General features: G+C 34.1%; 21 protein-coding genes. 5 read left to right on the forward strand and 16 right to left on the reverse strand.

The annotated features are described in order from the left end of the window. Positions 1-853: 853 nt before the first annotated feature. The 4 genes from thrS (at position 854) to rplT (ending at position 4,184) form a co-directional block, all read left to right on the forward strand. On the forward strand, positions 854-2,800 hold the full coding sequence (thrS, locus tag DOS84_RS12755; protein WP_111410512.1) for a threonine--tRNA ligase: 1,947 nt from the start codon (positions 854-856) through the stop codon (positions 2,798-2,800). Positions 2,801-2,816: 16 nt separating this feature from the next. Next, positions 2,817-3,374 carry a translation initiation factor IF-3 gene (gene infC, locus DOS84_RS12760; protein ID WP_394338673.1) on the forward strand — a complete coding sequence of 186 codons (558 nt, stop codon included), beginning with the start codon at positions 2,817-2,819 and terminating at the stop codon, positions 3,372-3,374. An 87-nt stretch (positions 3,375-3,461) separates the two neighbouring features. Continuing rightward, positions 3,462-3,659: a 50S ribosomal protein L35 gene (rpmI, locus tag DOS84_RS12765; RefSeq protein WP_007810722.1), complete on the forward strand. Its 198-nt coding sequence runs from the start codon at positions 3,462-3,464 to the stop codon at positions 3,657-3,659. Positions 3,660-3,839: 180 nt separating this feature from the next. Next, positions 3,840-4,184, forward strand: a complete 345-nt coding sequence (gene rplT, locus DOS84_RS12770; protein WP_086453231.1) for a 50S ribosomal protein L20 — start codon at positions 3,840-3,842, stop codon at positions 4,182-4,184. Between the two features lie 88 nt (positions 4,185-4,272). On the opposite strand, the gene DOS84_RS12775 is transcribed toward rplT, so the two are convergent. The 8 genes from DOS84_RS12775 to DOS84_RS12810 all read right to left on the reverse strand — a co-directional run bounded on the left by DOS84_RS12775 (position 4,273) and on the right by DOS84_RS12810 (position 15,670). Beyond that, a complete protein-coding gene (locus DOS84_RS12775; protein WP_111410514.1) occupies positions 4,273-5,475 on the reverse strand; it encodes a porin in 1,203 nt (400 codons plus the stop codon). 19 nt (positions 5,476-5,494) lie between these two features. Next, positions 5,495-6,835, reverse strand: a complete 1,341-nt coding sequence (locus tag DOS84_RS12780; RefSeq protein ID WP_111410515.1) for an anaerobic C4-dicarboxylate transporter family protein — start codon at positions 6,833-6,835, stop codon at positions 5,495-5,497. 81 nt (positions 6,836-6,916) lie between these two features. Further along, complete coding sequence (locus DOS84_RS12785) at positions 6,917-7,975, reverse strand: type II asparaginase (RefSeq protein ID WP_111410516.1); 1,059 nt, start codon at positions 7,973-7,975, stop codon at positions 6,917-6,919. 65 nt (positions 7,976-8,040) lie between these two features. Continuing rightward, a complete protein-coding gene (locus tag DOS84_RS12790) occupies positions 8,041-9,471 on the reverse strand; it encodes an aspartate ammonia-lyase (protein ID WP_165830443.1) in 1,431 nt (476 codons plus the stop codon). A 51-nt stretch (positions 9,472-9,522) separates the two neighbouring features. Further along, the gene (gene aspA / locus DOS84_RS12795) at positions 9,523-10,932 is read right to left on the reverse strand and encodes an aspartate ammonia-lyase (RefSeq protein ID WP_111410518.1); all 1,410 of its coding nucleotides are present in this window, start codon (positions 10,930-10,932) and stop codon (positions 9,523-9,525) included. A 162-nt stretch (positions 10,933-11,094) separates the two neighbouring features. Further along, complete coding sequence (gene aspT, locus DOS84_RS12800; protein WP_111410519.1) at positions 11,095-12,774, reverse strand: aspartate-alanine antiporter; 1,680 nt, start codon at positions 12,772-12,774, stop codon at positions 11,095-11,097. 256 nt (positions 12,775-13,030) lie between these two features. Beyond that, the gene (locus DOS84_RS12805) at positions 13,031-14,647 is read right to left on the reverse strand and encodes an NAD-dependent malic enzyme (protein ID WP_111410520.1); all 1,617 of its coding nucleotides are present in this window, start codon (positions 14,645-14,647) and stop codon (positions 13,031-13,033) included. 252 nt (positions 14,648-14,899) lie between these two features. Beyond that, positions 14,900-15,670: a DUF2490 domain-containing protein gene (locus DOS84_RS12810; protein ID WP_165830435.1), complete on the reverse strand. Its 771-nt coding sequence runs from the start codon at positions 15,668-15,670 to the stop codon at positions 14,900-14,902. Positions 15,671-16,114: 444 nt separating this feature from the next. On the opposite strand from DOS84_RS12810, the gene DOS84_RS12815 reads away from it, so the two are divergent. Then, positions 16,115-16,918, forward strand: coding sequence for an endonuclease/exonuclease/phosphatase family protein (locus tag DOS84_RS12815; protein WP_111410522.1), 804 nt, complete (start codon positions 16,115-16,117; stop codon positions 16,916-16,918). Positions 16,919-16,987: 69 nt separating this feature from the next. Here the strand turns inward: DOS84_RS12815 and DOS84_RS12820 are convergent, their stop codons facing one another. The 8 genes from DOS84_RS12820 to tgt form a co-directional block, all read right to left on the reverse strand. After that, positions 16,988-18,250 carry an asparagine synthetase B gene (locus DOS84_RS12820; RefSeq protein ID WP_424320176.1) on the reverse strand — a complete coding sequence of 421 codons (1,263 nt, stop codon included), beginning with the start codon at positions 18,248-18,250 and terminating at the stop codon, positions 16,988-16,990. A 95-nt stretch (positions 18,251-18,345) separates the two neighbouring features. Beyond that, positions 18,346-19,011, reverse strand: a complete 666-nt coding sequence (locus tag DOS84_RS12825; protein WP_111410524.1) for a response regulator transcription factor — start codon at positions 19,009-19,011, stop codon at positions 18,346-18,348. A 3-nt stretch (positions 19,012-19,014) separates the two neighbouring features. Next, the gene (locus DOS84_RS12830; RefSeq protein ID WP_111410525.1) at positions 19,015-19,686 is read right to left on the reverse strand and encodes a sensor histidine kinase; all 672 of its coding nucleotides are present in this window, start codon (positions 19,684-19,686) and stop codon (positions 19,015-19,017) included. Positions 19,687-20,018: 332 nt separating this feature from the next. After that, positions 20,019-21,566 carry a replicative DNA helicase gene (dnaB, locus tag DOS84_RS12835; protein WP_111410526.1) on the reverse strand — a complete coding sequence of 516 codons (1,548 nt, stop codon included), beginning with the start codon at positions 21,564-21,566 and terminating at the stop codon, positions 20,019-20,021. 140 nt (positions 21,567-21,706) lie between these two features. Then, positions 21,707-22,660: an acetyl-CoA carboxylase carboxyltransferase subunit alpha gene (locus tag DOS84_RS12840; protein WP_111410527.1), complete on the reverse strand. Its 954-nt coding sequence runs from the start codon at positions 22,658-22,660 to the stop codon at positions 21,707-21,709. A 128-nt stretch (positions 22,661-22,788) separates the two neighbouring features. After that, complete coding sequence (locus DOS84_RS12845; protein ID WP_111410528.1) at positions 22,789-23,676, reverse strand: DMT family transporter; 888 nt, start codon at positions 23,674-23,676, stop codon at positions 22,789-22,791. Beyond that, complete coding sequence (locus tag DOS84_RS12850) at positions 23,663-24,751, reverse strand: LptF/LptG family permease (RefSeq protein WP_111410529.1); 1,089 nt, start codon at positions 24,749-24,751, stop codon at positions 23,663-23,665. The genes DOS84_RS12845 and DOS84_RS12850 overlap by 14 nt, the downstream gene beginning before the upstream one ends. Positions 24,752-24,860: 109 nt before the next feature. Further along, entirely contained in the window at positions 24,861-25,991 is a 1,131-nt protein-coding gene (gene tgt, locus DOS84_RS12855; RefSeq protein WP_111410530.1) for a tRNA guanosine(34) transglycosylase Tgt, read from the reverse strand. Between the last annotated feature and the right edge of the window lie 555 nt (positions 25,992-26,546).

The raw sequence follows: 26,546 nt of genomic DNA on the forward strand, positions 1-26,546 counted from the left end.
TAGGAACGTATCTTCTTTTTTTGTGCGCCAGTCTTTCGATTAGCGGGTGCAAAAGTAGCTATTCTTTTTAAACCTGCAAGCAATTTTTGAAGTTTTTTTGAAAATTTTTATTTCCAATTTTCTTCTCGATTTCTTACCAGTCTCTCAAGGAACGTTACGCGTTTTGCGGGGTGCAAAAATAGCTTACGTTTTCGAATCTCACAAGCTTTTTTAAATCTTTTTTTGAAAATAAATTTTCGTTTCGATTTCATAGGCTTGTCAGTATTTCTAGGAACGTCTGCGTCGTTGCGGGTGCAAAAGTAGCACGTTTATTCGTTTAAACAATGACTTTTTACATTTATTTTACTTTATTTTTACATTTATTTTTTAACGCATTGATATATCGAAATTTACATATCACCTTTTTTATGGATTTAAAAATCTCAATAGGCCATTTCTGATAATTTAATCGGTTTTGTTGCTTTTTGGGTTGTTTTGAGGTTGGAGAGACTTGAATAAAACATAAAAAAAACGGGTTCCTGCGGATCTTTCCTTTTTCAAACCACATTTCCTATATATAAGGAGCGGATTTCTTTTTGCATTTTCGTTTCCTATATATATAAGGTGTGAATCTTTCACTTTCTATCTTATGAAAACCCATACTCTAGCCCCGATAGTAGCGGAAATCCTTATAAGCCGGGGTTCGGCTTATAAGATTGCAGCGGATAGCAGGAAATAGCTCCTGAGTATTCTGATTCATCTTTTACAACAACGTACATTTGGATTTTATATTTATATATAGAACAAACCTTATATACCTATTGTATGTGTTTTGCTAATACTTTATATTTGCAATCTTAAAATATAAAAAACAATGATTAAGATTACTTTGCCCGACGGGTCAGTTAGAGAGTATGCTCCAGGAGTAACTCCGATGGATGTTGCAAAAAGCATCAGTGAAGGATTTGCCAGAAATGTAATTTCGGCTTCTTTTAATGGTACAACTATTGAGACATCAACACCACTGACGACCGACGGCAGTCTTACATTATATACTTGGAATGATGCTGATGGCAAGAAAGCTTTTTGGCATTCGACATCGCACGTTATGGCACAAGTTCTAGAAGAAATGTACCCTGGAGCAAAATTAACTCTGGGACCTGCTATTTCTAATGGCTTTTACTATGACGTTGACTTTGAAGATCAAAAAATAACAGAAGCTGATTTCAAGAAAATTGAAGACCGTGTTCTTGAGATTTCAAGAGAAAAGCACGAATTCAAAATGCGTCCTGTTACTAAAGCAGAAGCATTGGAGATGTACAAAGACAATATTTACAAAACCGAACTGATTACGAATCTTGAAGATGGAACTATCACTTTTTGTGATCATTCAACTTTTACTGATTTATGTCGTGGTGGACATATTCCTAACACAGGAATCATCAAGGCAATGAAAGTAATGAGTGTTGCTGGAGCTTACTGGAGAGGTGATGAAAAAAACAAGCAATTAACTCGTGTTTATGGAACTTCATTCCCGAAACAAAAAGACTTAACTGAATACCTAGAATTACTTGAAGAAGCAAAACGTCGCGACCACAGAAAACTAGGGAAAGAATTGGAATTATTTGCTTTTTCTCAAAAAGTAGGACAAGGTTTGCCATTATGGCTACCAAAAGGAGCTGCTTTGAGAGATCGTTTGGAACAGTTTTTGAAAAAAGCACAAAAGAAAGCAGGTTACGAGCAAGTTGTGACTCCACATATTGGTCAAAAAGAGTTATACGTAACTTCTGGACATTATGCCAAATACGGAGCTGACAGCTTTCAACCAATTAATACTCCTGCCGAAGGCGAAGAGTTTTTATTGAAACCTATGAACTGCCCTCATCACTGTGAAATCTACAATGTGAGACCTTGGTCATACAAAGATTTACCAAAGCGTTATGCTGAATTTGGGACAGTTTACAGATATGAACAAAGTGGTGAATTACATGGTTTAACTCGTGTACGTGGGTTTACTCAGGATGACGCCCATATCTTCTGTACTCCAGAGCAATTGGACGAAGAGTTTAAAAAAGTAATTGACTTAGTACTTTATGTATTTGGTTCATTAGGATTCGAAAACTTTACTGCTCAAATTTCATTGAGAGACCAAGAAAACAGAGATAAATATATAGGTTCTGATGAGAATTGGGAAAAAGCGGAAAACGCAATCATCAATGCCGCTGCAGACAAAGGATTAAATACCGTTGTTGAATACGGAGAGGCCGCTTTTTACGGTCCAAAATTGGACTTTATGGTAAAGGATGCTTTAGGCAGACAATGGCAACTGGGAACGATTCAGGTAGATTACAATTTACCGGAACGTTTTGAATTGACATACAAAGGATCTGACAATGAACCACATAGACCCGTTATGATTCACAGAGCGCCTTTTGGATCTATGGAACGTTTTATTGCGATTTTATTAGAACACACAGCAGGAAATTTCCCGCTTTGGTTAATGCCTGAACAGGCAATTATACTGTCTTTGAGTGAGAAATATGAAAATTATGCTAAAAAAGTTTTAAATCTGCTAGAAAATCACGAAATTCGCGCCCTAATTGACAACAGAAGCGAGACGATAGGAAAGAAAATTAGAGATGCAGAAATGCAAAAAATCCCGTTTATGCTGATTGTTGGTGAGGAAGAAGAGAAAAACGGAACCATTTCTATTCGCCGTCATGGTCAAGAAGGAAAAGGCAATATCAGCGTTACAATAGAAGAATTTGCTTCGATTGTTGACGAGGAAATCAAAAAAACATTAAAAGTATTTACAGTTTAACTTAAATTATAAAGTCATAGCAATAAGAAGCAACAGAGGTTACCAACCTCGCGTAGAAAAAAAGGATGCACACAGAATAAATAATTTTATTCGCGGTGTACAAGAAGTAAGACTTGTGGGTGAAAACATAGAGCCTGGAGTTTTTAAACTTGCAGAAGCTTTAAGATTAGCTGACCAATTTGAATTGGATTTAGTTGAGATTTCTCCAAACGCAGAGCCGCCAGTTTGTAAAATCATGGATTACAAGAAATTTGTTTACGAACAAAAGAAACGTGATAAGGCTCTAAAAGCGAAATCTACTCAAGTAGTAGTAAAAGAAATACGTTTTGGTCCTCAAACGGATGAGCATGATTACGAATTTAAGAGAAAGAATGCTGAAAAATTCTTAAAAGAAGGAGCTAAATTAAAAGCTTTTGTATTCTTTAAAGGGCGTTCAATTATCTATAAAGACCAAGGGCAAATCTTACTATTGAGATTGGCTACTGACTTAGAAGAATTCGGAAAAGTTGAAGCAATGCCAATTCTTGAAGGAAAGAGAATGATTATGTTTATTGCTCCTAAGAAAAAGAAATAAGTCTTAAAAATTAAGAGTCACGAACTGGCTTTTAAATTTTAGATCTAAATATAAGTAAGTAATAATAAATTAAAACACTAGGAAAAAATGCCTAAAATGAAAACCAAATCTAGCGCCAAGAAACGTTTCAAAGTTACTGGTTCTGGAAAGATTAAAAGAAAGCATGCTTTTAAAAGTCACATCTTGACTAAAAAATCTAAAAAACGTAAATTAGCTTTGACTCACTCAGCGCTAGTTCACTCTACAGATATGAAAAGCATCAAACAACAATTAAGAATTATCTAATAAGTCGAAAGAAAAAAGGCGCAAAGTTTTTAAAGTCAACACTTGACTTTTGACATTTCACTTTCAAACATTTGACTAGAGATTTCTTTAGGTTAAAACAAATTTAATAACCTTGGAGTATGGCCAATAAGTTCCTTTGATTCAATTCAGGACGCCTACTACAAAAAAAACAATAAAATTATGCCAAGATCGGTAAATTCAGTTGCAAAAAGAGCAAGAAGAAAAAAAATAATGAAGCAAGCCAAAGGTTTCTTTGGTAGACGTAAAAACGTTTGGACAGTTGCAAAAAACGCGGTAGAAAAAGCAATGTGCTATGCATACCGTGACAGAAAAGTGAATAAAAGAAATTTCCGTTCATTATGGATTCAACGTATTAACGCTGGAGCTAGATTGGAAGGAATGTCTTATTCTCAATTCATGGGTAAAGTAAAAGCTAACGGAATCGAATTGAACCGTAAAGTTCTTGCTGATTTAGCGATGAATCACCCTGAAGCTTTCAAAGCAGTACTTAATAAAGTAAAATAAACGTTATATAAACTCAATTTAGAATTACTTACTTATAAAAAAACCCAATCTTTCGATTGGGTTTTTTGTTTTTATTGACTCGCAAAAACTACAGAACCAATAAAGGAGCTATAAATCCAAAGCCTAAAAGACCAGTCGTATAATCTTTGACTCCGAAAGCATTTTCGGCATAGGTTGTATACTCGTATCTTCTAGCTGTATAAGCCACATAAAATTTAATATTGAAATCCTTGAAAGGCATATACTGTATAGTTGGGATAAGACCATAACTAGTAGATAGTTTTGAGCTGCCATTCGGATCTGGATTATCTTTCCAAGAATGATTACTATTCATTACTGTCAAAAGTAAATTAATCTTAGGAGTAACCAAATATTCTGCTCTTACCCAGTTTTCTACATAAAGAGCGTTTTGCGCTGCATATTGGTATTTACTGCTAATTATACTTGAGACAATTCCCAAACGATCTAAACCTTCGTCATCATATTGAAAATCATAATACAAAACGAAGTTTTTTACTTTAAACTTATTCCCGAGTGCAATATAGTTCATGTGAGCTCCTTGTGCTTCGTTGAAAAAACTATAACTATAAGTGGTTTCAAATTTACCATCAAAAAAACTTCCTCTCCAATTAGCCACTAATGCCAATGGATATTCAGAAGGGGTTATGTTTGGTGGTGCAGAGTTACCGTATTGCTCTTCATAGGTTTTGGTTCTAGAATTTAATACTTGAAAAGAAATTGAGTTTTTACCATCGGCAAAATCATGGGATATTCCAGCTCCTACCAAAAAATTATCAGCATTTTCAATAATGTCATTATAAGTTAAGATATCAATAGGATTAAAATCAAACTCAAAACCTCCCCAGTCGGCACATAATTTCCCAAAAGAAAACTTGGTACTTTTAGATAAATCAATCCTCAAAAAAGCGAGATCGACTGATCGACTTATATTATCCAAATTCCCTGGAATGGGTTCTCTTGTATATCTATTACGAAATCTAAAATACACTTTATCGTAAATTTTTCCTTTCACTTCAAAACGAAGCTGGTTTACATTGAACTCAGATAACGTATGACTGCCATCCATAAAATTACTATTATAGGCCATACGGGAATTAAAAATTACATCAACATCTCTTAACAAAGATTGTTTTGTAATTGGTATCAAAGATTTTAGCGAATCCGGGATGAAGCCCCCCCCTTCATTTGTTTGTTTATCCATTTGGTCTACCTGACTAAATGTTATAATTGGCAAAAGTCCAATTATTAAAAAAATAAAATATTTTTTCATAATTATTTAATTTTAAAATTTACAATAAAAATGATCCCAATAAAAATCCAACTGCGATTGCCACACCTATGGCAACCACTCCAGGAACATTAAAACTATGATTGACAACATAATTTCCTATTTTGGTACTTCCTGTTCTATCGAAATTTATAGCCGCCAATAATGTTGGATATCCCGGCAAAACAAAGTCACTATTTACAGCTGGAAATATAGCTATCAATGCTGATGAAGGAAGCCCTAAAGCAATTCCTAATGGCATCATTGTTTTTGTAGTGGCAGCTTGACTAAACATCAGGACGCCCATAACAAAAACTGCAATCGCAAAAGTCCAAGGATATTCATTAACAATACCCCCCAAGGCTTGTTGAATTATATCGTTATTGGAATTCATAAAGGTAGAACTCATCCAAACCACTCCAAATACGGAAACTACAGCAGAAGCCATAGATGTAAATAGACTTGCTTTAGTAACATCTGAAGTACTTGTTTTAGTGATTAACATCATAGCAGCAGAAGCAGTATGTGTAATAACACTAATTATAGTTACCATAGATAAAGAACCATTAGCAGCAACTGCAAGCGTTTTGACGCCAGGCTCAAAACTAGGAACTAAATTTGGGAACGCTCCGGCAATTACAATCAGAACTATTGCAAACGTGAATATTAAAACTGAAGTCTTAGCTCCAGGTCTTAAACTTTTTTCTTCACCTTCAGTATCTACTTCCATACTTTTTGCAAATTCGGGATCCTTCATTTTTTCAATAAAAATGGGATCATTATCCAGTTCTGCTCCTTTCTTGAAAACAGAAAAACAACCTACTAATATACCAATAATACAGGCAGGAATACAAATCATCATAATATCTACCAATGCTCCGGGATAGCCCAATATCACAACCATTGCCGCCGTTGCAGCACTCATAGGACTTCCAGTTAAGGCTAAATGAGAAGCAATAACCGAAATACTTAGCGGTCGTTCAGGGCGAATTCTTTTTTTAGCAGATACTTCCGAAATAATGGGTAATAAGGAATACACTATATGAGCAGTTCCTGCAAATAGACATAAAAAGTAAACTGTAAAAGGTGCTATAAATGTGATATTTGATGGGTTGCTTCGAATAATTTTCTCAGCCAAACTCACAAGATAATCCAGCCCCCCAGACGCCTGCAAAGTTGCGGCTGTTGTTACAATAGCCATAATGATTAACATTACGTCTAATGGAGGATCGGTAGGTTTCATTTTGAAAACAAAAAGAAAAATAAACAGTCCTACCATACCCATTACACCTAATCCAATTCCTTTCATTTGTGACCCTATAAGAATCATTCCGATAAGAACAGCAAATTCAATCCAAATCATATAGTTGCATTTTAAGGTTATTACTATTATTCTAATTGAAACAAAAAAGTGAACCTTACAAAAGATTCACTTTTTTGTTTACTAATAATCAAAGAAAAACTGTTGTATCTTTTCTCTGTCCGATGTAGTTGTCAAAGCCAGCATCAATAAAACTCTAGCCTTTTGCGGATTTAAATCATCCGCTACAACAAAGCCAAGCTCAGCATCTTTTACTTCATTGTCTAAAGTAATTCTACCTGATCCAGCTCTTCCAGAACGACATACCAAAATTCCCTTTTTAGCTGCTTCTGCCAATGCTTTACCTACCGGCTCACCAAAATTACCATTTCCCATTCCTGCATAAACGATACCTTTTACACCTGAATTAATTATACCTGTTACAGATACAGGACTCGCATCGGCATAACCATAAACAATTTCAACTTGTGGCAATGATGTTAATTTAGTAACATCAAACTTTTTAGAAGGATTTCTTAGCGATTGATAATAGTAATTTACTTTACCATCGTAGATTAATCCAATAGGTCCAAAATTACGAGATTGAAAAGTTTCTAAATTTGTGGTACTGGTTTTAGTCACATCTCTGCCATCATAAATTTTTTCATCCATAGCAACAATCACACCTTTTCCTTGGCTTTTTGGGCTTGCAGCAACCATTACAGCATCCAATAAATTTCTATTTCCGTCCTGACTCATCGCTGTGGATGGTCGCATTGCTCCAACTAGAACAACTGGTTTATCGGACATCACTGTTAAATCCAAAAAATAGGCAGTTTCCTCTTGAGTATCCGTACCATGTGTAACCACTACTGCCTCGGCCTCATTATTTTTAAAAATTTCATTTATCCTTTTTGATAATTTCAACCAAGTCACCACATTCATATCCTGGCTACCAATTTGAGCAATTTGCTCTCCAGTTATTTTCCCATAATCATGAATTTGAGGCACTGCATTTAGCAAATCATCAATAGGCACTTTCCCTGCTGTATAAGCAGCTTTAGTTGCTGATTCCCCTGAGCCAGCAATGGTCCCTCCTGTCGCCAAAATAATGATTCGAGGCGAAGTTTTGGGTGCTTTATTTTGTGCTTGCACTGGTAAACCAAAAACTGAAATCATAAATATTAAAACAATCTTTTTCATAATTTATCTAGTTAAAGTTAATTCAATTAATTTTTGATTTTTATAATCTATAAAACTTCAAAGCATTATTTCTGACCCGTCATTGTTGCCGGATCTAAAAGCTTTTTGATTTGATCTTCTGTCAATAATTTCTTTTCACGGATAAGTTCAAGTATTCCTTTATTGGTTGAAAGTGCTTCTTTAGCCAATTCAGTAGTCTTTTCGTAACCCAAAACAGGGTTTAAAGCGGTAACTATACCTACACTTCGATCAATATAATGTTTCAATACTTCTTCATTTGCAGTAATTCCATCAATACAATTTTTTCTAAATAAAGGCATCGTTTTATAAAAAAGAGCTTGAGATTCCATAATAGAAATGGCAACTACTGGTTCGTAAGCATTCAATTGAAGAAGTCCATTTGAAGAAGCAAGTGTCACGGTCAAATCATTACCAATCACTTTATAACAAATCTGATTCATGAGTTCCGGCATTACTGGATTCACTTTGCCAGGCATAATGGAAGAGCCTGGCTGAAGGGCAGGCAGGTTTATCTCAAACAGCCCTGTACGGGGTCCCATTGCCAGGATAATTAAATCACTGCTAATTTTTGACAATGCCACAGACAAACTTTTAAGTGCTGATGAATACATCACAAATCCTTGCATACTTGAAGTGGCTGCAATTAAATCCGGACTCAATACCATAGGCTTTCCTGTGATTTTTGCCAAATGTACTGCACATTTTTCAGCATATCCAGGAGTAGCAGTAATTCCCGTACCGATAGCTGTAGCTCCCATATTTTCTTCATACAAATAGGCCTCACTTTTGCGTAAACCCTCTATTTCAGCGTCCAATTGGTATCCAAAAGCATGAAACTCTTGACCTAAAGTCATTGGAACAGCATCCTGACCCTCGGTACGACCCATTTTTAGTATTTTATTAAATTCATCCCCTTTTTTATGAAAAGCATCAGAAAGCAACTTTACTTCTTTCATTAATTTATCATTATGCAATAACAATGCAACATGAATGGTTGTTGGATACACATCATTTGTTGATTGCCCCATATTCAAATCGTCATGAGGTTCTATAAATTTATACTCCCCTTTTTTATGTCCACTTAATTCAAGAGCGATATTTGCAAGTACTTCATTAGCATTCATATTGGCTGATGTACCTGCTCCCCCTTGATAAAGATCCACCAAAAACTGATCGTGGTATTTCCCATCAATTACTGCTTGACAGGCTTTTTCAATTGCGTCAAGCCGGTCTTTTTTCATACGACCAACATCAGCGTTAGCCCTTGCAGCGGCCAATTTCACCATAGCATATGCCCTCACATAATCTGGATAAAAATTAGTTTTTACACCACTTACCTGAAAATTTTCTAGTGCCCTGGCAGTTTGTACACCATAATAAGCATCAGCGGGAATTTGTTTTTCTCCAAGTAAATCTTTTTCTGTTCTAAACTGAGCAAACAACGAATAGCTAAATAGAACTAAAGACACTATCATCAAATTTTTTAATTCATTTTTCATTAGTTTAATATTATTGTTAAAATAAAATCATGAAGTAATAAACCTAGGATTTATTAAGTTTTCTATTGAATAGATTTCATCCCATTTATCTTGAGTAATTAGTTTGCGCTCAACAACTGCAATTTGATGAACACTTTTTCCAGTTTTCAAAGCTTCTCCTGCAATGCTGGCACTTTCTTCGTATCCTAAAATTGGGTTCAACTGAGTTACAATTCCTATGCTATTCATCACCATATTATAACAATGCTGCTCATTTGCAGTAATACCAATGATACATTTATCAATTAATGTTTGAATAGCATTTGACAAATAATCCAATGAGGTAAACATTGCAAAAGCAATTACTGGCTCCATAACATTTAATTGCAATTGCCCAGCTTCAGCCGCCATCGTTACAGTTAAATCTTGTCCTATAACATAAAAACAGGTTTGATTCACCACTTCAGGAATTACAGGATTTACTTTTCCCGGCATAATCGATGAACCAGGCTGACGAGGAGGCAGGTTAATTTCATTAAATCCTGTTCTTGGCCCTGAGCTCAACAGACGTAAATCATTACATATTTTTGAAATTTTAACCGCTGTTCTTTTCATTGTCCCCATTATTTGAACATAAGCCCCAGTATCCACAGTTGCTTCGATCAAATCTGGCGACAATGTCAATGGAATTCCAACCTCTTTAGCCAAATAATTGACACAAATTTCCGGATAACCTTCCGGTGCATTTACTTTGGTTCCAATAGCTGTTGCCCCCATATTAATGTCTAACACTAAACTTTGGGCTTCTTTTAACCTTAAAACATCTTCACCTATTGTAGTTGCATAGGAATGGAATTCCTGTCCCAAAGTCATCGGCACCGCATCCTGTAACTGAGTTCTTCCCATTTTTAAAACTTCCTTGAACTCGCTACCTTTTGCAGCAAAAGCTTTTTCAAGATTTTCAACTGTTTTTATAAAATGATCCATCTTTAAATAAAGTGCTATTCTAAATGCTGATGGATATGCATCATTAGTCGATTGAGAACAATTCACATGATTATTGGGATGCAAGAAGTTATATTCCCCTTTTTTATGCCCCAAATATTCTAAACCAATATTGGCAATAACCTCATTGGCATTCATGTTTACAGAAGTTCCAGCGCCTCCCTGTATCAAATCGCTGACAAATTCTTGATCAAATTTTCCCGCGATTACTTGATCGCTTCCATAACAAATAGCTTCAGCAATTTTAGCATCTAAAGCACCACAATCTTTGTTGGCCATTGCAGCAGCTTTCTTTACATAACCCAATGCCTTTATGAACAATGGCTCTCTGGAAATTGGAATTCCAGTGATATTAAAATTCTCTACTGCTCTGAAAGTTTGTATTCCATAATACAAGTGATCCGGAATTTCCAATTCTCCTAAAAAATCGTGTTCTTTTCTTGTTGTTTTCATAATAATCTTAATAATTGTTTTTTTGACTTATTTGCGATATAAAAATAATTAAATTAACTTAAAAATAACGCTTTAAAAGTTATTTTTTCTTTTTTTTTAAAATAAAAAAATATTTTAATTATCTAAATCCTGATGCAAATTTCATTAAATATAAAAACTGATTCAATTCATCATAGAAACCAAAATTGGTCCCCAAGCCGTTAATAATATATTTCCCAAAGCATAAGGGATTGTATATCCTAAAACCGGAAATTTACTGGCCGAAGCATCCTGTATCGCTTTCAGCCCAATAGTGGATGTTCCGGCTCCTGTTTGTGCTCCCAACAAAATTATTGGGTTCATTTTCAGAATATATTTTCCAAAAAAAAGTCCAATGATGTGCGGTACAATTGCTACAACAAAACCAGCTATAACAATGCTAAAACCCATTTCTTGAAGTCCAAAAATAAAACTAGGTCCTGCAGCCATTCCTACCAAACCAATAAAAGTTGCCAATCCCACATTATCAAAAATCCATAGGGCAGGTTCTGGAATGCTACCAAATATTGGAGTTCGTGAATGCAACCAACCAAAAACCAATCCCATTACCAAGGCTCCTCCACTAGTCGTTAAGGTTATTGAGATTCCTAAAATAGTTATGGAAAGCAATCCAAAAAGGCCTCCCAAAACAATTCCCAACCCTAAAAAAACAATATCAGTAGCTGTGCTTAATCTATCTAAATAACCTATTTCTTTGGCTGCCTTTTCCATTAAAACCATTTTACCTGTAAGTTTCAAAACATCACCTCTAAGTAAAACCGTATTTAAATTAAATGGAATTTCCTGATACTCTCTAGTAATCTTATCCAACATCAACCCATTGCCGAAACGATCACGAAGTTGTCTAATTGTTTTTCCCGAAATATCTTTGTTTGTGATTGTTATATCCATGTGTGCCAATGGAAATTTCAATAATTCTTCATCTAAGACTTCTGGGCCAATATTAGATAGGCTGTTCAAAATAATACCGTGCTGTGCCATTATTACCAGTATATCGTCTTTATGAATAACGGTTTCTGGAGAAGGTTCTAATAATTCTTGATTATGTCTAATTCTTTGAATAATTAATCGAAGATCTTTATTTATTTCTTCAAACTCAGAAATAGTAATTCCAACCCATTTATCATTCGTAATTTGGTAAGCCCTTATTATCCATCGTTGATAGGCCGATTGAATGCCTGGTTCATGCTCAGTATCCCCAGTCAATGTTTGACTAAGTTTTTCACTCTCTTCAACTAAATTTATCCCTAATAATTTAGGCGCAATAGTTGTTAAAAAGAAAACAAAAGAAGTTGCTCCAATAAGATAAGTAAGGGAATAAGCAACAGGTATATGGTTAACTAATCGTGTTTTTTCTATTTCAGAAATTGGCAATTGATGAATGGCTTCAGAGGCTGTTCCAATAAGAGTTGATTCTGAAAATGCTCCAGCTAAAAGTCCTGCTGCTGTTCCCGTATCATAGCCCAAAAGTTTGGACATTCCATAAGCAATCAATAAACAAGAAACACAGATCACTACCGTTAACATCAATTGAGGAAATGCATTTTTCTTTAAACCTTGAAAAAATTGGGGTCCGACTTTGTATCCTGTAGCAAAAAGAAAAAAATCAAAGAAAATAGTTTTGACAATTGGAGGGATTTCTATGTTCAATTGGCCAATAAGCACTCCTGCGAACAAAGTCCCCAAAACTACCCCAATTTTAAAAGTACCAATTTTTATATGCCCTAAAGCAAAACCTAGAGATAGTGTTAAAAAAACAGCTAGCTCAGGATGATCTCGTAAAATACGTGCAAAACTTTCCATTAACTTCAGATTTAAGATCCATTAACAAAATACACTCTATTTTAAAAACTGGGGCAAGCTTTTAAATTAACAATAAAGTTAATACAAAAATAAATACAACAAAAAAAATCAGACTTTTTTTGTTATACTTATATTAAATATAAGTAATATTATCAATTATATTCAATAATTAGCAACCACTCATAATAACTTAACAATCATAATATTTTTAATTCTTCATAATATATTAGAAAAAAATATTCCAAAACTTATTAGATTAATTGTATTTCGGAATGTACATTTTGCTTTTGATAAAATCACTAATCTTTTCGGGCCTTTCAACACCTGCCAAACCAGAATTAAAAATATCTTCGGCAATCTTTACAGCGACATTTACTGATACTCTCAAGATATCGGCAACATTGGGATAAATCAAACCTTTTTCAAAATCCGCCAGACATACTTGTTCTGCCACAGCTTCTGCGGCGGTCAATAATATATCATCTGTAACTCTCTTCGCTTCGGTAGCAAAAATAGCGAGTCCTAAAGCAGGAAAAATAAAGACATTATTTCCTTGACCTGGCGTAAAGATTTTACCTTGATACTCTACTGGAGCAAATGGACTTCCACTAGCAAAAATAGCTTTCCCTTTACTCCAATTATACGCCTGGTCGGCCGTACATTCAGAATGAGAAGTTGGGTTGGAATAAGGAAAAATTATAGGCCGTTCATTTACGGCACTCATATTTTCGATTACTTGCTGATTAAATGCTCCTCCAACTGTACTAACACCTACAATGGCCGTAGGTTTAATTTTGAGGACTGCTTCGGCAAAATTCGTACATGGATCTGAATCATGGGCAAATTCTAATTGATGTTCGACAAGATCTGTTCGACTTTTTACCAATAATCCATTCACATCAAACATCCAAATCTGATTTAAAGCTTGTTCTCTGGTCAAACCATCTCTTTGAAACTTTTTAACAAGCATATCAGCAATACCAAAAGCTGCCGCACCCGCACCTAAAAATAAAAAATGCTGATCAATAAATCTTTTTTTCATCAAACGACTTATGGAAATAAATCCTGCAGTAGCGATAGCGGCCGTTCCTTGTATATCATCATTAAAGGTACAGACTTTCTCTTTGTAGGTATTTAAGATCTTAATTGCATCAACTCCGGGAAAATCTTCCCATTGTATGCAAATTTTAGGAAAAACTTCGTTCATAGCCTGAACAAAAGCGGCAACAAAATCATCAAATTCTTTGCCTCTGATCCTTTTGCATTTTAAACCTGGATATAGTGGATCATTCAAAAACTCTTCATTATTGGTGCCAACATCCAATACAATTGGTAGCGTATATTCTGGAGGAACTCCTCCGCAACTGGTATATAAAACTAATTTTCCGATTGGTATTCCTAAACCGAAAATACCCAAATCTCCCAATCCTAATATACGTCCGCCATCTGTAACAACGGTAAATCGAACATCTTTTTCAGGCCAATTTCTCAGAATCTCTTTTATATGCTCTTTTTGATTAATTGATAGATATAAACCTCTAGGTCTTCGCGTTACTTGTCCAAATTTTTGACAAGCTTCGCCAACTGTCGGAGTATATACCAGAGGTAGAAACTTAGCAGGATCACTGATAATTGTTTTAAAAAACAAAGTTTCATTATTCTCCAACAACTGCATCAGGAAAATGTATTGATTTATGGGTTTTTCAAAATTTTCCAGTTGCTCTTGAATACGGATTATTTGCGTTTCAATGGTTTCAACTGCTTCTGGCAATAATCCTTGCAAACCAAATTTATCTCTTTCTTCCTGCGTAAAAGCTGATCCTTTATTTAGTCGAGGATTCCGTAATATTGAATAACCAGTGCTATCGTCCATTTTAATCAGTTTTAAAAATTATATGTTTTTTAAAATCAATAAAATATCTATTATTACAATTAGAAATGAATATTCTTAAAATCATTTCGTTCAATAAAAGAAAACTTCAAAAAAATAATAGTACAAAAAGAGGATTCCTGCTTTTTGAATTTTACAACATAAACTTACTAAAATATTCAATACCAAATCGTTAAATATTACTTTAAAATATTACCTTTTGATATTTATTTAAAAACTAACTAGATATAGCAATTATTCGTCTCCAGAATGATGCTCGGGAGCTTTAGGTGTATCATGCTTTAGTGCTGTATTCAGGTAAAAGAACAATCGAATGGTATGATTCATATCGTATTGATAACCTGAATATTTTTCTTGATAGACATTCATATATCCAAAATCATAACTCAATTTTGGATTGATATTTTGCTTGATTCCAATAAACAATCTGTTTTGATCAAATGTATTATAGACCACTTCTTTGCCGAAATGAATTAATAGCTCATCTGATAAAACCAATGAAGGTAACTTTTTATTACTGAATACTGGAATAGTGAAACTGGCCAAATAACGTATTCTATCCGTAAAACGAAGTTCGCCTGTGGGTTCGTCATTCGCCATTTTCTCTTGCCATCTTTGTTCGTTTCGCAATCTTTGCAATACACTTACTTTTCCAATTTTAGTAATTAATTGCGCTTGTTGGTAAATTCTGTTTTCATCTGCATAAGTTGACCATCCTTCTTTTGTTGGGGCCAACCACATATGTGCATAACCTGCGGTTACCGAAACAGATGCATTGGGAATATAAGAAACACCACCCCGCAAAAAATAAAAATTATTGCTTTCAAAAAATCCGTTTTCACGAATATGGGCATCGGCAACAACTCCCCAGTGATCACTAAACTTTGTCACAGTGTTCAATGAAATCCAGGTTTGAAATTGTTGATTTACTTCTTTTTTTGTAGCCCCTTGACCGAAGATTAAAAGAGGAAACAATACAGCTAAGACTTTAGATAAATTTTTCAAAATAGCATACGTTTAAATCGAAAATAAGTTTATAATAAAATTAATTAAAATATCATTACTATTTTTTTTAAAAGTAAAATTACTTCCCCGCTTCCTATATTAACATGATATTTATCATCTGGACAGGAAAATGAAACATTTATAAATAGAAAAAAACAAGACCTATAATAAATACTAAATAATTAGACAACCTTATTCCTTATATTAATGAAACCCGTATCGGGTGTCATTAATATAAGAAGTTTACAGGGCACTACTATAATCATCAATGTCGATAAAAAATCGTAAATGTTCAAGTCGAATGGATTGATTATAATAAACAAAAAGGTACAAATGAAGATGAAAATATTTTTAACCTGGAAGCCAATTGAAAACAACTCTTTGTGATTAGGAAGACTGATAATTCTTTTTACAATCTTTATATTTGGGCATTAATCCAGATTCATGAACAAAGCATTTTTACTTTTCTTTTTACTTTTTTTCAATACTTTTTATTCCCAAACCAAACTCCTTTCCTGGAATCTGGAAAACTTTGGTAAATCCAAATCAGACCAGGAGATTGCGTTTATTGCCAATACAATCGAAGACTATGATATAATCACTATTCAAGAAGTCGTGGCTGGAAACGGCGGAGCGAAAGCCGTGGTAAAACTTGCCGATGCACTCAACCGTAAAGGAAGTAAATGGGATTATCGAATAAGTGTCCCCACTTCAAGCAGTAACTATAAAACAGAACGTTATGCTTTTATCTGGAAAACCAGTAGTCTAAAACTAAAAGGCAAACCCTGGCTGGAGCAAAAATATCATTTGGAAATAGATCGTGAGCCTTATTATGCCACTTTTGAAATCAAAGGAAAAGATATTACCATTGCTACTTTTCATGCCATCACAAAAAACAAACAACCCGAAACTGAGATAAAATATTTCAAGCTTCTACCACAAGAATACCCTACTTTGAATCTACTGTTTGCAGGAGATTTTAATTGCCCCCAATCACATTCAGTCTTTAAGCCTTTAAAGAAAATGGGCTTCGCTCCTATTTTAGAAAATCAAAAAACATCACTAAAAACAAAACCTAAAGGAGGTAATTATCTGGCATCTGAATATGACAATATCTTTTATAAAACCAGTTCCATAAACTATATACAATCGGACGTGATTTTGTTTTATAAGAAATTCATTTCTTTAAAAGAGGCACGAAAAGTATCTGATCATCTTCCTATTTGGTTTGAATTTTCCTTGAATTGATTTCAAAAAAATCCAAATTTCAATAATTACAATTGGAATTTGGATTTTTCAGTAACAGATTAATTCTTTCTATGTTTTCTGCTTTTTCTTTCTTGCAGCCGGAAACAATACATTGTTCAAAATTAATCGATAGCCAGGAGAATTGGGATGCAAATCCAGAACTGTTGCGGGATCACCCACTTGGTGTTGATAATCCTCTGGATCATGACCACCATAAAAAGTGAACATTCCTTTTCCTTTTTCACCGTGTATGTAACGTGCTTCACCATTCAGTTCACAAGTTCCCATAACCAGAACATTCGATTTTACCAATTCTGGATCAAATGAGGTCGTTTGTCCCATAAACCCTTTGATTAACTGCGTATGATTTTGACACAACATGCTTGGTATGAAATCCCATTTTGCCGAATATTCCATCAAAGTAAAATAATCCTTATCCATAGGAACCTTTCTTTTTAAGGTCATATCAATATCCGAAAACTCATATTGCTCAGGTCTTCGCTCCAAAGTGAAATTCTTAAAGGCAAAAGTATTATTAAAATTTAATTTGGACTGATAATTAGCTTCACTGGGATCGCCGTCAAACATGGATTCACAAATATCAACACCATCTGCCGCCAAAGCAATATCAAAACTATCCGTTGCAGAACACATTGCAAATAAAAACCCTCCTCCAATTACAAAATCGCGAATTTTTTTGGCAACTGCTCCTTTTTCTTGAGACACTTTTTCGTAACCCAATTTCTTCGCCAATGCCTCTGCCTCTCTCTTTTGATCTATATACCAAGGAATATTTTTATAAGCTGCATAAAACTTTCCATACTGCCCGGTATAATCCTCATGATGCAAGTGCAGCCAATCATAAAGCAATAATTGATCACTTAACACCTCTTCATCATAAATGGGTGTAAAAGGAATTTCCGCATAGGTTAACACTAAAGTCACGGCATCATCCCAAGGCTGTTTTCCTTTTGGGGTATAAACAGCAATTTTGGGTGCTTTTTCCAATATAACAGCTTCCATATTCTGTGAAGGACTTGAAATCTCATTTAAAATTGACGTTTCTTCAGCATCCGAAATGACTTCAAAACTCACACCTCGAATTTGGCATTCCTTTCTAATTTCTTCAGCATCTGGCAATAAAAAAGAACCACCACGGTAATTAAGCAACCAACTGGCCTTATAGTTTTTGGCTAAACACCAATAGGTAATTCCATACGCTTTAAGATGGTTTTGCTGCGTAGTTTCGTCCATTGGCAACAAAATAAAGGAAGCCCTAGAAGAAATCGATACTAGAAAAATAAATATAAAAAGAATTCTTTTGCACATCATTGAAAACTATTTTAAAACAAAGATAATTGGAAGTAATTAAAGTACTCTTTTTATCTTTTATAATCATGCAAAAAAAACTTTTTAACATTCAGCTACTAAATATCCAAAGACACTATGGCATTTTGAATGGCGTAAACGACCAGTCCTGCAATGTTTTTGGATTCAGTTTTAAGCAACAAATTGTTTCTGTGACCTTCAACAGTTCTGGGACTGATGAATAGTTTTTCACCTATCTCGATGGTGCTTTTTTGTTTGCAAATAAGCTGCAATACTTCCAATTCACGGGAAGTTATAAAACCAGTATCAAAACTACACTTTGTTTTTTTATTCGCAATTAAATCATTTTGAATGATGTTCATCACATATTCTGAATAATAAAATCCTTTTGAGGATACTTCATATATGGTAGCGAATAATTCCTGAGGAGTGGCATTTTTAACCAAATAGGAAACAGCTCCCACATCAATCATATTGGCTATAAATGATTTTGAATCGTAACTCGTCAAGGCAATGATTTTTATATCCGAAAAATCTCTATGAATAATTTTAGTGGCTTCTATCCCATTAAGCAATGGCATTTTCAAATCCATAATCACAATATCGGGTTTGGGATTATTACCCTTAAGAAAATCAATTAATTCAACACCATCCGAAGCTTCAAAAATTACTTCAATATTTTCTTCCCTGGATAATAAAAAAGAAATTCCTTTTCTAAATAGAACCTCATCATCCACTAAAATTATTTTTATAGTTTCCTTCATAATTTAGAAATTAAAAATCACTGAAATTCCATTATTCATTTGCGATTCAATCGAGAGACTCCCCTCTAAAAAAGCTACCCTACTTACAACATTTTTCATTCCAAGACCCTTATGATTTTCCAATTGATTCAATTCAAAACCGATTCCGTTATCTGAATACTTACATGTTCTTTTCCCATCAATTTCATCAAAAAAAACAGAAATTGACGTTGCTTTTCCATGCTGTATCGAATTAGCAAATAACTCTTGTAAAATTCTAAAAACATGTATGTGATTATCGTTCTCTTTGAAATCAAATTTTAAATTATTCTCATATTGAATATCAATAGCTACATCATTAATTAATTGGGCACATAATTCTTCAATTCCCGCATGAAGTCCAAATTTATCCAATACCGGTGGAAGTAAACTGTGCGTCATTTTTTTGGAACTATTCAAAGCTTTTGACGTGTATTCAATAATGTTTTTGGTGATTTCTTCAATATCCTTTGGAGGTAAATTAGGAATCTTCAGAAGATGGCAATTCAACGAAATCACATTCAGTTTTGAACATATATTATCATGTAATTCCTGTGCAATTCGCTTTCTATCCGATTCTAGCGTACGAATTACTGCTGATAATTGTTTGTTTTTTAGGAAAATATCTAAATTATCAAATTCTAATTTCTTTTCCATATTGTTTTTATTGTAAGTATAACTAACATTTCCTTATCGTATATATAATTTTGCATTATTTATCTCATTTTAAATCAATAAACATACACTTTGTCTAATTTTCGCAACTTTAGACGACAAATATAATTACATTTGGCTATTTTCCTAATAAAATTAAATAAATTTTTATCAGCACAAACATAGTAAAAATTACTATTTTAGAAGAACAAAAAAATTTAAATTACTGTAAACCAGTATAATAATAAGTAAATAAAAAATAAGTTCACAAAAAAAGGAGAATATCTTATCTTCATAAAATATTCTCCTTTTTTTCGAAATACTATTTTAAAATTTTAAAAAGGAACATCACCGTCATCATCTTCATCATTATTAAAATTACTCCCGAAAGCCTCATTTGCCGATGGAAGATTTTTGGTTATAAATGAATTTTCATCATGATTCATGCTGGATGGCAAATCATCGTAACCACCGCTATAATCTTCTAAATTGTCAAATCGACCTAAATGACCAATAAATTTCAAACGAACATTTTCTATACCACCATTTCTATGTTTGGCAATCATGATTTCTGCTTGACCAGCAGTTGGAGAGGCTTCTTCATCATCCCACTCATCAATTTTGTAATATTCAGGTCGGTATAAAAATGAAACGATATCAGCATCCTGCTCAATTGCTCCAGATTCACGAAGATCCGAAAGCAAGGGTCTTTTACTGGAACCACGTGTTTCAACAGCACGCGATAATTGCGAAAGTGCAATCACAGGAATATTCAACTCTTTCGCCAAAGCCTTTAAATTTCGGGAAATTGTGGAAATTTCCTGCTCTCTGTTTCCTCCGCCTTTTCCATTTCCGCCAGCAGTCATCAGCTGCAAATAATCAATAATGATAATTTTTATACCATGTTGCGACACCAAACGTCGTGCTTTTGCACGTAAATCAAAAATGGATAAAGAAGGTGTATCATCTATATAAAGTGGTGCTTTTTCTAAGTTCTTAACTTTGGTACTAAGCTGTTCCCACTCGTGTTTTTCTAATTTTCCGGTACGTAACTTCTCTGAAGACAAACCTGTTTCAGAAGAAATCAACCTAGTAATCAACTGTACGGATGCCATCTCCAACGAAAACAAAGCAACTGGATGTCCAAAATCGATAGCTATATTTCTAGCCATCGATAATACAAAAGCAGTTTTTCCCATTGCAGGTCTCGCCGCAATAATAATTAAATCACTTGGCTGCCAACCCGAAGTTAGTTTGTCTAACTTATCAAAACCAGTAGCAACACCACTAAGTCCTTCTTGGCCTGCAATTTCTTCAATACGCTTTTTTGCTTGCAAAACTAAACTCTGAGCCGTTTCGGAACTACGTTTGATATTTCCTTGTGTCACTTCATAAAGTTTAGATTCAGCTTTGTCCAACAAATCAAATACATCAGTAGTTTCATCATACGAATCTTCAATAATTTCAGAGGAAATTCGAATTAAACTTCGTTGAATAAATTTTTGCAGAATAATTCTGGAATGAAATTCAATATGTGCCGATGAGGAAATCTTTTGTGTAAGCTGAATTAAATAAAAATCACCTCCTGCAAGATCTAATTTAGCAGTTTTTCGAAGTTGAGCCGAAACGGTCAGCAAATCGATCGGTTGTGTGTCATTAAATAATTGAACAATGGCCTCAAAAATATATTTGTGAGCATCTTTATAAAATGCATCAGCTTGCAGAATATCAATTACATCATCTACCCCTTTTTTATCAATCATCATTGCCCCAAGCACTGCTTCTTCTAAATCTAATGCTTGTGGTGGTAATTTTCCTTTTTCTAGGTTTATAATTGTTGTTTTGTCCACTTTAACCGGACTAATATTTTTGAAATTTTCCATGTAGCGAAAGTAACTAAAATTAAAAAAAAATCACAATTGAGTTATTATAATTTATTGTTTATAAATACCTGTTTTTTGTTTATAACCAAAAAAAAATCCGAAACTGTAAGGCTTCGGATTAAGGTCTTAAAAATGGCGGTTTATTCTTTGAACTCTCCCATTTTACAGTATTTATCCATTCTCTGAGCGATTAATTCCTCTGTTGATAAGTCTTTCAATTCATTATATCCTTTTATGATATATTGTTCAACTGTAGTAAAAGTAGTCGCTCTGTCATAATGAGCTCCACCTAATGGTTCTGGAATAATATCGTCAACTAATTTTTGTTTTTTCATATCGGCAGAAGTCAATTTTAAGGCTTCGGCAGCTTGCTCTTTGAAATCCCAACTTTTCCATAAAATTGATGAACAAGATTCTGGCGAAATTACAGAATACCATGTGTTTTCCAACATATAAACACGGTCTCCAACACCAATTCCCAATGCTCCACCTGATGCTCCTTCACCAACAATAATAGTTATAATTGGCACTTTTAAACGAACCATTTCAAAAATATTTCTTGCAATAGCTTCTCCTTGTCCGCGCTCTTCGGCTTCTAAACCTGGATAAGCCCCCGGAGTGTCAATTAAAGTAACTACTGGGATATTAAACTTCTCAGCCATTTTCATCAAACGCAATGCTTTTCTATATCCTTCAGGATTTGCCATCCCAAAATTTCTATACTGACGCGTCTTGGTATTGAATCCTTTTTGTTGTCCAACGATCATAAAAGATTGACCTCCTATTTTTCCTAAACCACCAATCATGGCTTTATCATCTTTAAATCCTCTGTCCCCATGAAGTTCTAGAAAAGTATCTCCGCAAATCCCTCTGATATGGTCCAAAGTGTAAGGCCTGCTTGGATGTCTTGATAACTGCACACGTTGCCAAGCAGTTAAGTTTTTATAAATCTGTTTTTTGGTCTCCTCTAATTTTTTGTTGATTTGTTTGCAAGTATTTGTAACATCAACATCCGATTCTAAACCAATAACAACACATTTATCTAATTGTTCTGTAAGTTCTTTTATTGGAAGCTCAAAATCTAAATATTCCATAGGATTTGTGCGTATTTATTATTGTTTTTAATTTTTCGATTTGGAACTGCAAATATAAAATTTAATATCGTTATACACTTATTTTTTTATTCAAGTAGAAAAAATAGGTGTTACGGCAATTAAAAATCTTACAATTCATCTTCTTTTCTATAATGTTTTATAATACCGTTTAAGAGTACCGTAATCACAATTACAACAGCTCCAATATAAAACTCCGTACTCATTTTTTCTTTTCCGCCAATGATAAAAAAAGCAAGCACTATGCCGTAAACAGGCTCTAAATTAGTCGTTAACATCACCGTATAGGGCGATAATTGTCGCATTACTTTTACCGAAGCCGTAAAGGCATAAGCGGTACAAATGGACGCTAAAATTAGAATCAAAATCCAATTTTTGGCAGACAACACAAAAAAGTCAGTATTGAAAGAACCTTGAAATAGAAAATAGATTGAAATAAAAATAAAACCGGCCAAAAATTCATAAAATGAAATCACCGAAGGGTCATGATCTGCGATTAACTTTCCATTTATTAAAGTAAATAGTACTCCCAATATTATGGAGACCAATGCCAATAACATACCACTCCAATAATTAATCTCCACTTGCATGATTAATCCTAAACCCGCAATGATAATCAATCCAAAGAAAACCTCATACCAAAGTACTTTTCGTCCGTAGAACAAAGGCTCCAACAAGGAGGCAAAAAATGCACCCAATGAAAAAACAGATAAGGTTATGGATACAGTTGAGACTTTTATCGCTCCAAAAAAGGTAATCCAATGCAGCGCTATCAAAAGACCAACAAATATGAATTTGACTAATGACTTGGGAGCAACTTTAAATGATTTCTTTTTGACAGCAAGAAAAACAGCAATAAAGATTGCCGCAAAAAACATTCTGTACCAAACCAAAAATTGAGACTGTATCGTAATTAATGCACCCAAAATCGCTGTAAACCCCCAAATAAAAACAATTAAATGTAGATTAAGGTAACTTCTTAAATTATCGTTTCGCATTTCGTAATAAATAAACAGCTAATATTCCAAAAACAATGTTGGGTAACCAAACGGCCAAAAGTGGTGAAAATGCAGATTTTTCGGCCAACACACCAAATATCTTATCAAAAAAGACAAATGAAAACGCCACTGCTATTCCAATGGCCAAATTGACTCCCATTCCCCCTCTTCGCTTCATTGACGAAACAGAAACAGCAATAATAGTCAATATAAATGCCGAAACGGGAACGCTGAATTTTTTATACAAAACAACCAAATAAACATTGATATTGGATGAACCACGTTTTCTTTCCTTCTCGATAAAAGCTTTCAAATCCCCAAGACTTAGAGTCTCGGCAATATAAACCACTGGTGCCAAATCCTCCAGATCAAAACTGAACTTCATCTTCTTTTCCGGTGCTTTTTCGATCACGTCCCCTTCTTTTCCAACGATTCTTTTGGTATAATCAAATAAAGAATAATTCTTTTCTTTAGGATTCCATTTGATTCTGCTAGCCGTTATTTTGTATTCTAATTTCTCTTTTTTAAATCGCTCCAATGAAAAATTGTAAGCCATTTGAGATTCATTATTAAAGCTATTTACATAGATAAACTCATTATCGCTTATCTGTCTGTAAACATCGGTATTATCACCCCGCATGAGCGCCTTCCCATCATTCCGCAGATAAGTGTACCGGAAATTATTGTAACCCTCACTTGATACGGGAATAACCCAAAACCCCATGAGCAAAACGATAACAGATACTATGGAAGCCCCTATAATATAAGGTCTCATGAATCGAGTAAACGAAATTCCTGAGCTTAAAATAGCAATAATCTCTGTGTCATTTGCTAATTTTGAGGTAAACCAAATAACCGATATAAACAAAAATATCGGAAAGAGGTTATTCATAAAGTAAATCGTAAAATGATAGTAATAAATGGCGATTTTTAAAACCGGCACTTTATTCTCAATCATTTTATTGATTTTCTCGGATATATCAATAATCATCCCAATAGGAGCAAATAACAAAAGCATCACCGCAAAAGTGGCTAAATATCTTTTTAAAATATATTTGTCTATTATTGTTAGCATAGTATAGGTTATTAGGTTTAAACGTTTAGAAGTTTAGAATTTGAAAGTTTAGAAACTAAATCTTCTAAGTCTCCCTAAGCCTTCTAAACTTATAAACCTTCTAAACTTTTTAAAGTCGTTGGCTCATATTTTTCACCATCATTTCTTTCCATGGTTTAAAATCGCCCGCTAAGATATGTCTTCTGGCCTCACGAACCAACCACATATAGAAACCTAGATTATGTATCGTGGCAATTTGTTTCCCCAAATATTCATTTGCAGCAAACAAGTGACGCAAATAGGCTTTCGTATATTCAGTATCAACAAAAGTATAGCCCATTTCATCCAGTGGAGAAAAATCGGCTTCCCATTTCTTATTCTTGATATTGATAGTTCCGTTAGCCGTAAACAACATTCCGTTTCTGGCATTACGCGTAGGCATCACACAGTCAAACATGTCAATTCCAAGAGCGATGTTCTCAAGAATATTGATTGGAGTTCCCACTCCCATCAAATAACGAGGTTTGTCTTCAGGTAGAATTTCGCAAACAACTTCAGTCATAGCGTACATTTCTTCAGCAGGTTCACCTACCGAAAGTCCACCAATCGCATTTCCTTGCTGATTCGAATTGGCAATATATTCAGCCGATTGTCTTCTTAAATCTTTATAAGTACTTCCTTGTATGATTGGAAAAAAAGTTTGCTCATAACCATATTTAAAAGGCAATTTATCCAAATGATTGATACAACGATCCAACCAGCGGTGCGTCATATGCATTGAGCGTTGTGCATAACGATAATCACAAGGATAAGGTGTACACTCATCAAAAGCCATAATAATATCGGCCCCAATGGTACGTTGAATTTCCATCACATTCTCTGGTGTGAAAAAATGATATGAACCATCGATATGTGATTTGAATTTTACCCCTTCTTCCTTAATTTTGCGGTTTGCAGAAAGAGAATACACTTGATATCCACCAGAGTCCGTCAAAATATTACGATCCCAATTCATGAATTTATGCAATCCTCCTGCTTTTTCAAGAATTTCGGTTTGCGGACGCAAATACAAATGATAAGTATTTCCAAGAATAATATCTGGGTTTATTTCTTCCTTCAATTCCCGTTGATGCACCCCTTTTACTGATGCAACCGTCCCAACAGGCATAAAAATAGGCGTTTCAATAACACCGTGATCTGTAGTAATACTTCCCGCACGAGCTTTCGACTGCGGATCCGTTTTTAGTAAATCAAACTTCATATTTGCGTTTTTCTCCCGACCGTTCGGGACGGCAAAGATAGGTTAATTTGAAAATTAGATAATTACTTCAATTGAAAAATTAAAAATGTTTTATGAATTCAAGTTTAGTATGCTTTCGAGATTGAATCATTCGCTGTCGCTTTACTTCCATTACAATGCTAAAAAGAGTGCCGAAACTATCTCTCACAAATTAAACTTCAAGCAGAAAAAAACTAAACATTATAAAAAACCAAAGTATTAAACATCAATAAATCAGAGCTTATAAATCCATTTTATTTTTAAATAAAATACTACTAACCAAATACTTAATTAAAAATAAATCCTTCATTTACACTTACCTCAAAAAGATATTTTGCTACCTTTGAGATACATCTATTCAGTCCCATTTTGGTTCAATCATCACAAATAACACTAATAAAAAACCAATAAACAGTTTACTGAATATAGCACATAAATCAGAATGCTTTTTTAACAATTAAGCTCTTTGTCTTTTCGCAAAAACCTACTTTTTTATTAAATAAAGCAAAACCGATTTACGTTTAAAATTGACATATA

Source organism: Flavobacterium aquariorum (assembly GCF_003254745.1).
Lineage (GTDB): Bacteria > Bacteroidota > Bacteroidia > Flavobacteriales > Flavobacteriaceae > Flavobacterium > Flavobacterium aquariorum.

Bases quoted from the DNA above. Each gene is read 5' to 3' on its own strand.
- thrS (WP_111410512.1), top strand. From the start codon at position 854: ATGATTAAGATTACTTTGCCCGACGGGTCAGTTAGAGAGTATGCTCCA.
- rpmI (WP_007810722.1), top strand. From the start codon at position 3,462: ATGCCTAAAATGAAAACCAAATCTAGCGCCAAGAAACGTTTCAAAGTT.
- rplT (WP_086453231.1), top strand. From the start codon at position 3,840: ATGCCAAGATCGGTAAATTCAGTTGCAAAAAGAGCAAGAAGAAAAAAA.
- DOS84_RS12775 (WP_111410514.1), bottom strand. From the start codon at position 5,475: ATGAAAAAATATTTTATTTTTTTAATAATTGGACTTTTGCCAATTATA.
- DOS84_RS12780 (WP_111410515.1), bottom strand. From the start codon at position 6,835: ATGATTTGGATTGAATTTGCTGTTCTTATCGGAATGATTCTTATAGGG.
- DOS84_RS12785 (WP_111410516.1), bottom strand. From the start codon at position 7,975: ATGAAAAAGATTGTTTTAATATTTATGATTTCAGTTTTTGGTTTACCA.
- DOS84_RS12790 (WP_165830443.1), bottom strand. From the start codon at position 9,471: ATGATAGTGTCTTTAGTTCTATTTAGCTATTCGTTGTTTGCTCAGTTT.
- aspA (WP_111410518.1), bottom strand. From the start codon at position 10,932: ATGAAAACAACAAGAAAAGAACACGATTTTTTAGGAGAATTGGAAATT.
- aspT (WP_111410519.1), bottom strand. From the start codon at position 12,774: ATGGAAAGTTTTGCACGTATTTTACGAGATCATCCTGAGCTAGCTGTT.
- DOS84_RS12805 (WP_111410520.1), bottom strand. From the start codon at position 14,647: ATGGACGATAGCACTGGTTATTCAATATTACGGAATCCTCGACTAAAT.
- DOS84_RS12815 (WP_111410522.1), top strand. From the start codon at position 16,115: ATGAACAAAGCATTTTTACTTTTCTTTTTACTTTTTTTCAATACTTTT.
- DOS84_RS12820 (WP_424320176.1), bottom strand. From the start codon at position 18,250: ATGATGTGCAAAAGAATTCTTTTTATATTTATTTTTCTAGTATCGATT.
- DOS84_RS12825 (WP_111410524.1), bottom strand. From the start codon at position 19,011: ATGAAGGAAACTATAAAAATAATTTTAGTGGATGATGAGGTTCTATTT.
- DOS84_RS12830 (WP_111410525.1), bottom strand. From the start codon at position 19,686: ATGGAAAAGAAATTAGAATTTGATAATTTAGATATTTTCCTAAAAAAC.
- dnaB (WP_111410526.1), bottom strand. From the start codon at position 21,566: ATGGAAAATTTCAAAAATATTAGTCCGGTTAAAGTGGACAAAACAACA.
- DOS84_RS12840 (WP_111410527.1), bottom strand. From the start codon at position 22,660: ATGGAATATTTAGATTTTGAGCTTCCAATAAAAGAACTTACAGAACAA.
- DOS84_RS12845 (WP_111410528.1), bottom strand. From the start codon at position 23,676: ATGCGAAACGATAATTTAAGAAGTTACCTTAATCTACATTTAATTGTT.
- DOS84_RS12850 (WP_111410529.1), bottom strand. From the start codon at position 24,751: ATGCTAACAATAATAGACAAATATATTTTAAAAAGATATTTAGCCACT.
- tgt (WP_111410530.1), bottom strand. From the start codon at position 25,991: ATGAAGTTTGATTTACTAAAAACGGATCCGCAGTCGAAAGCTCGTGCG.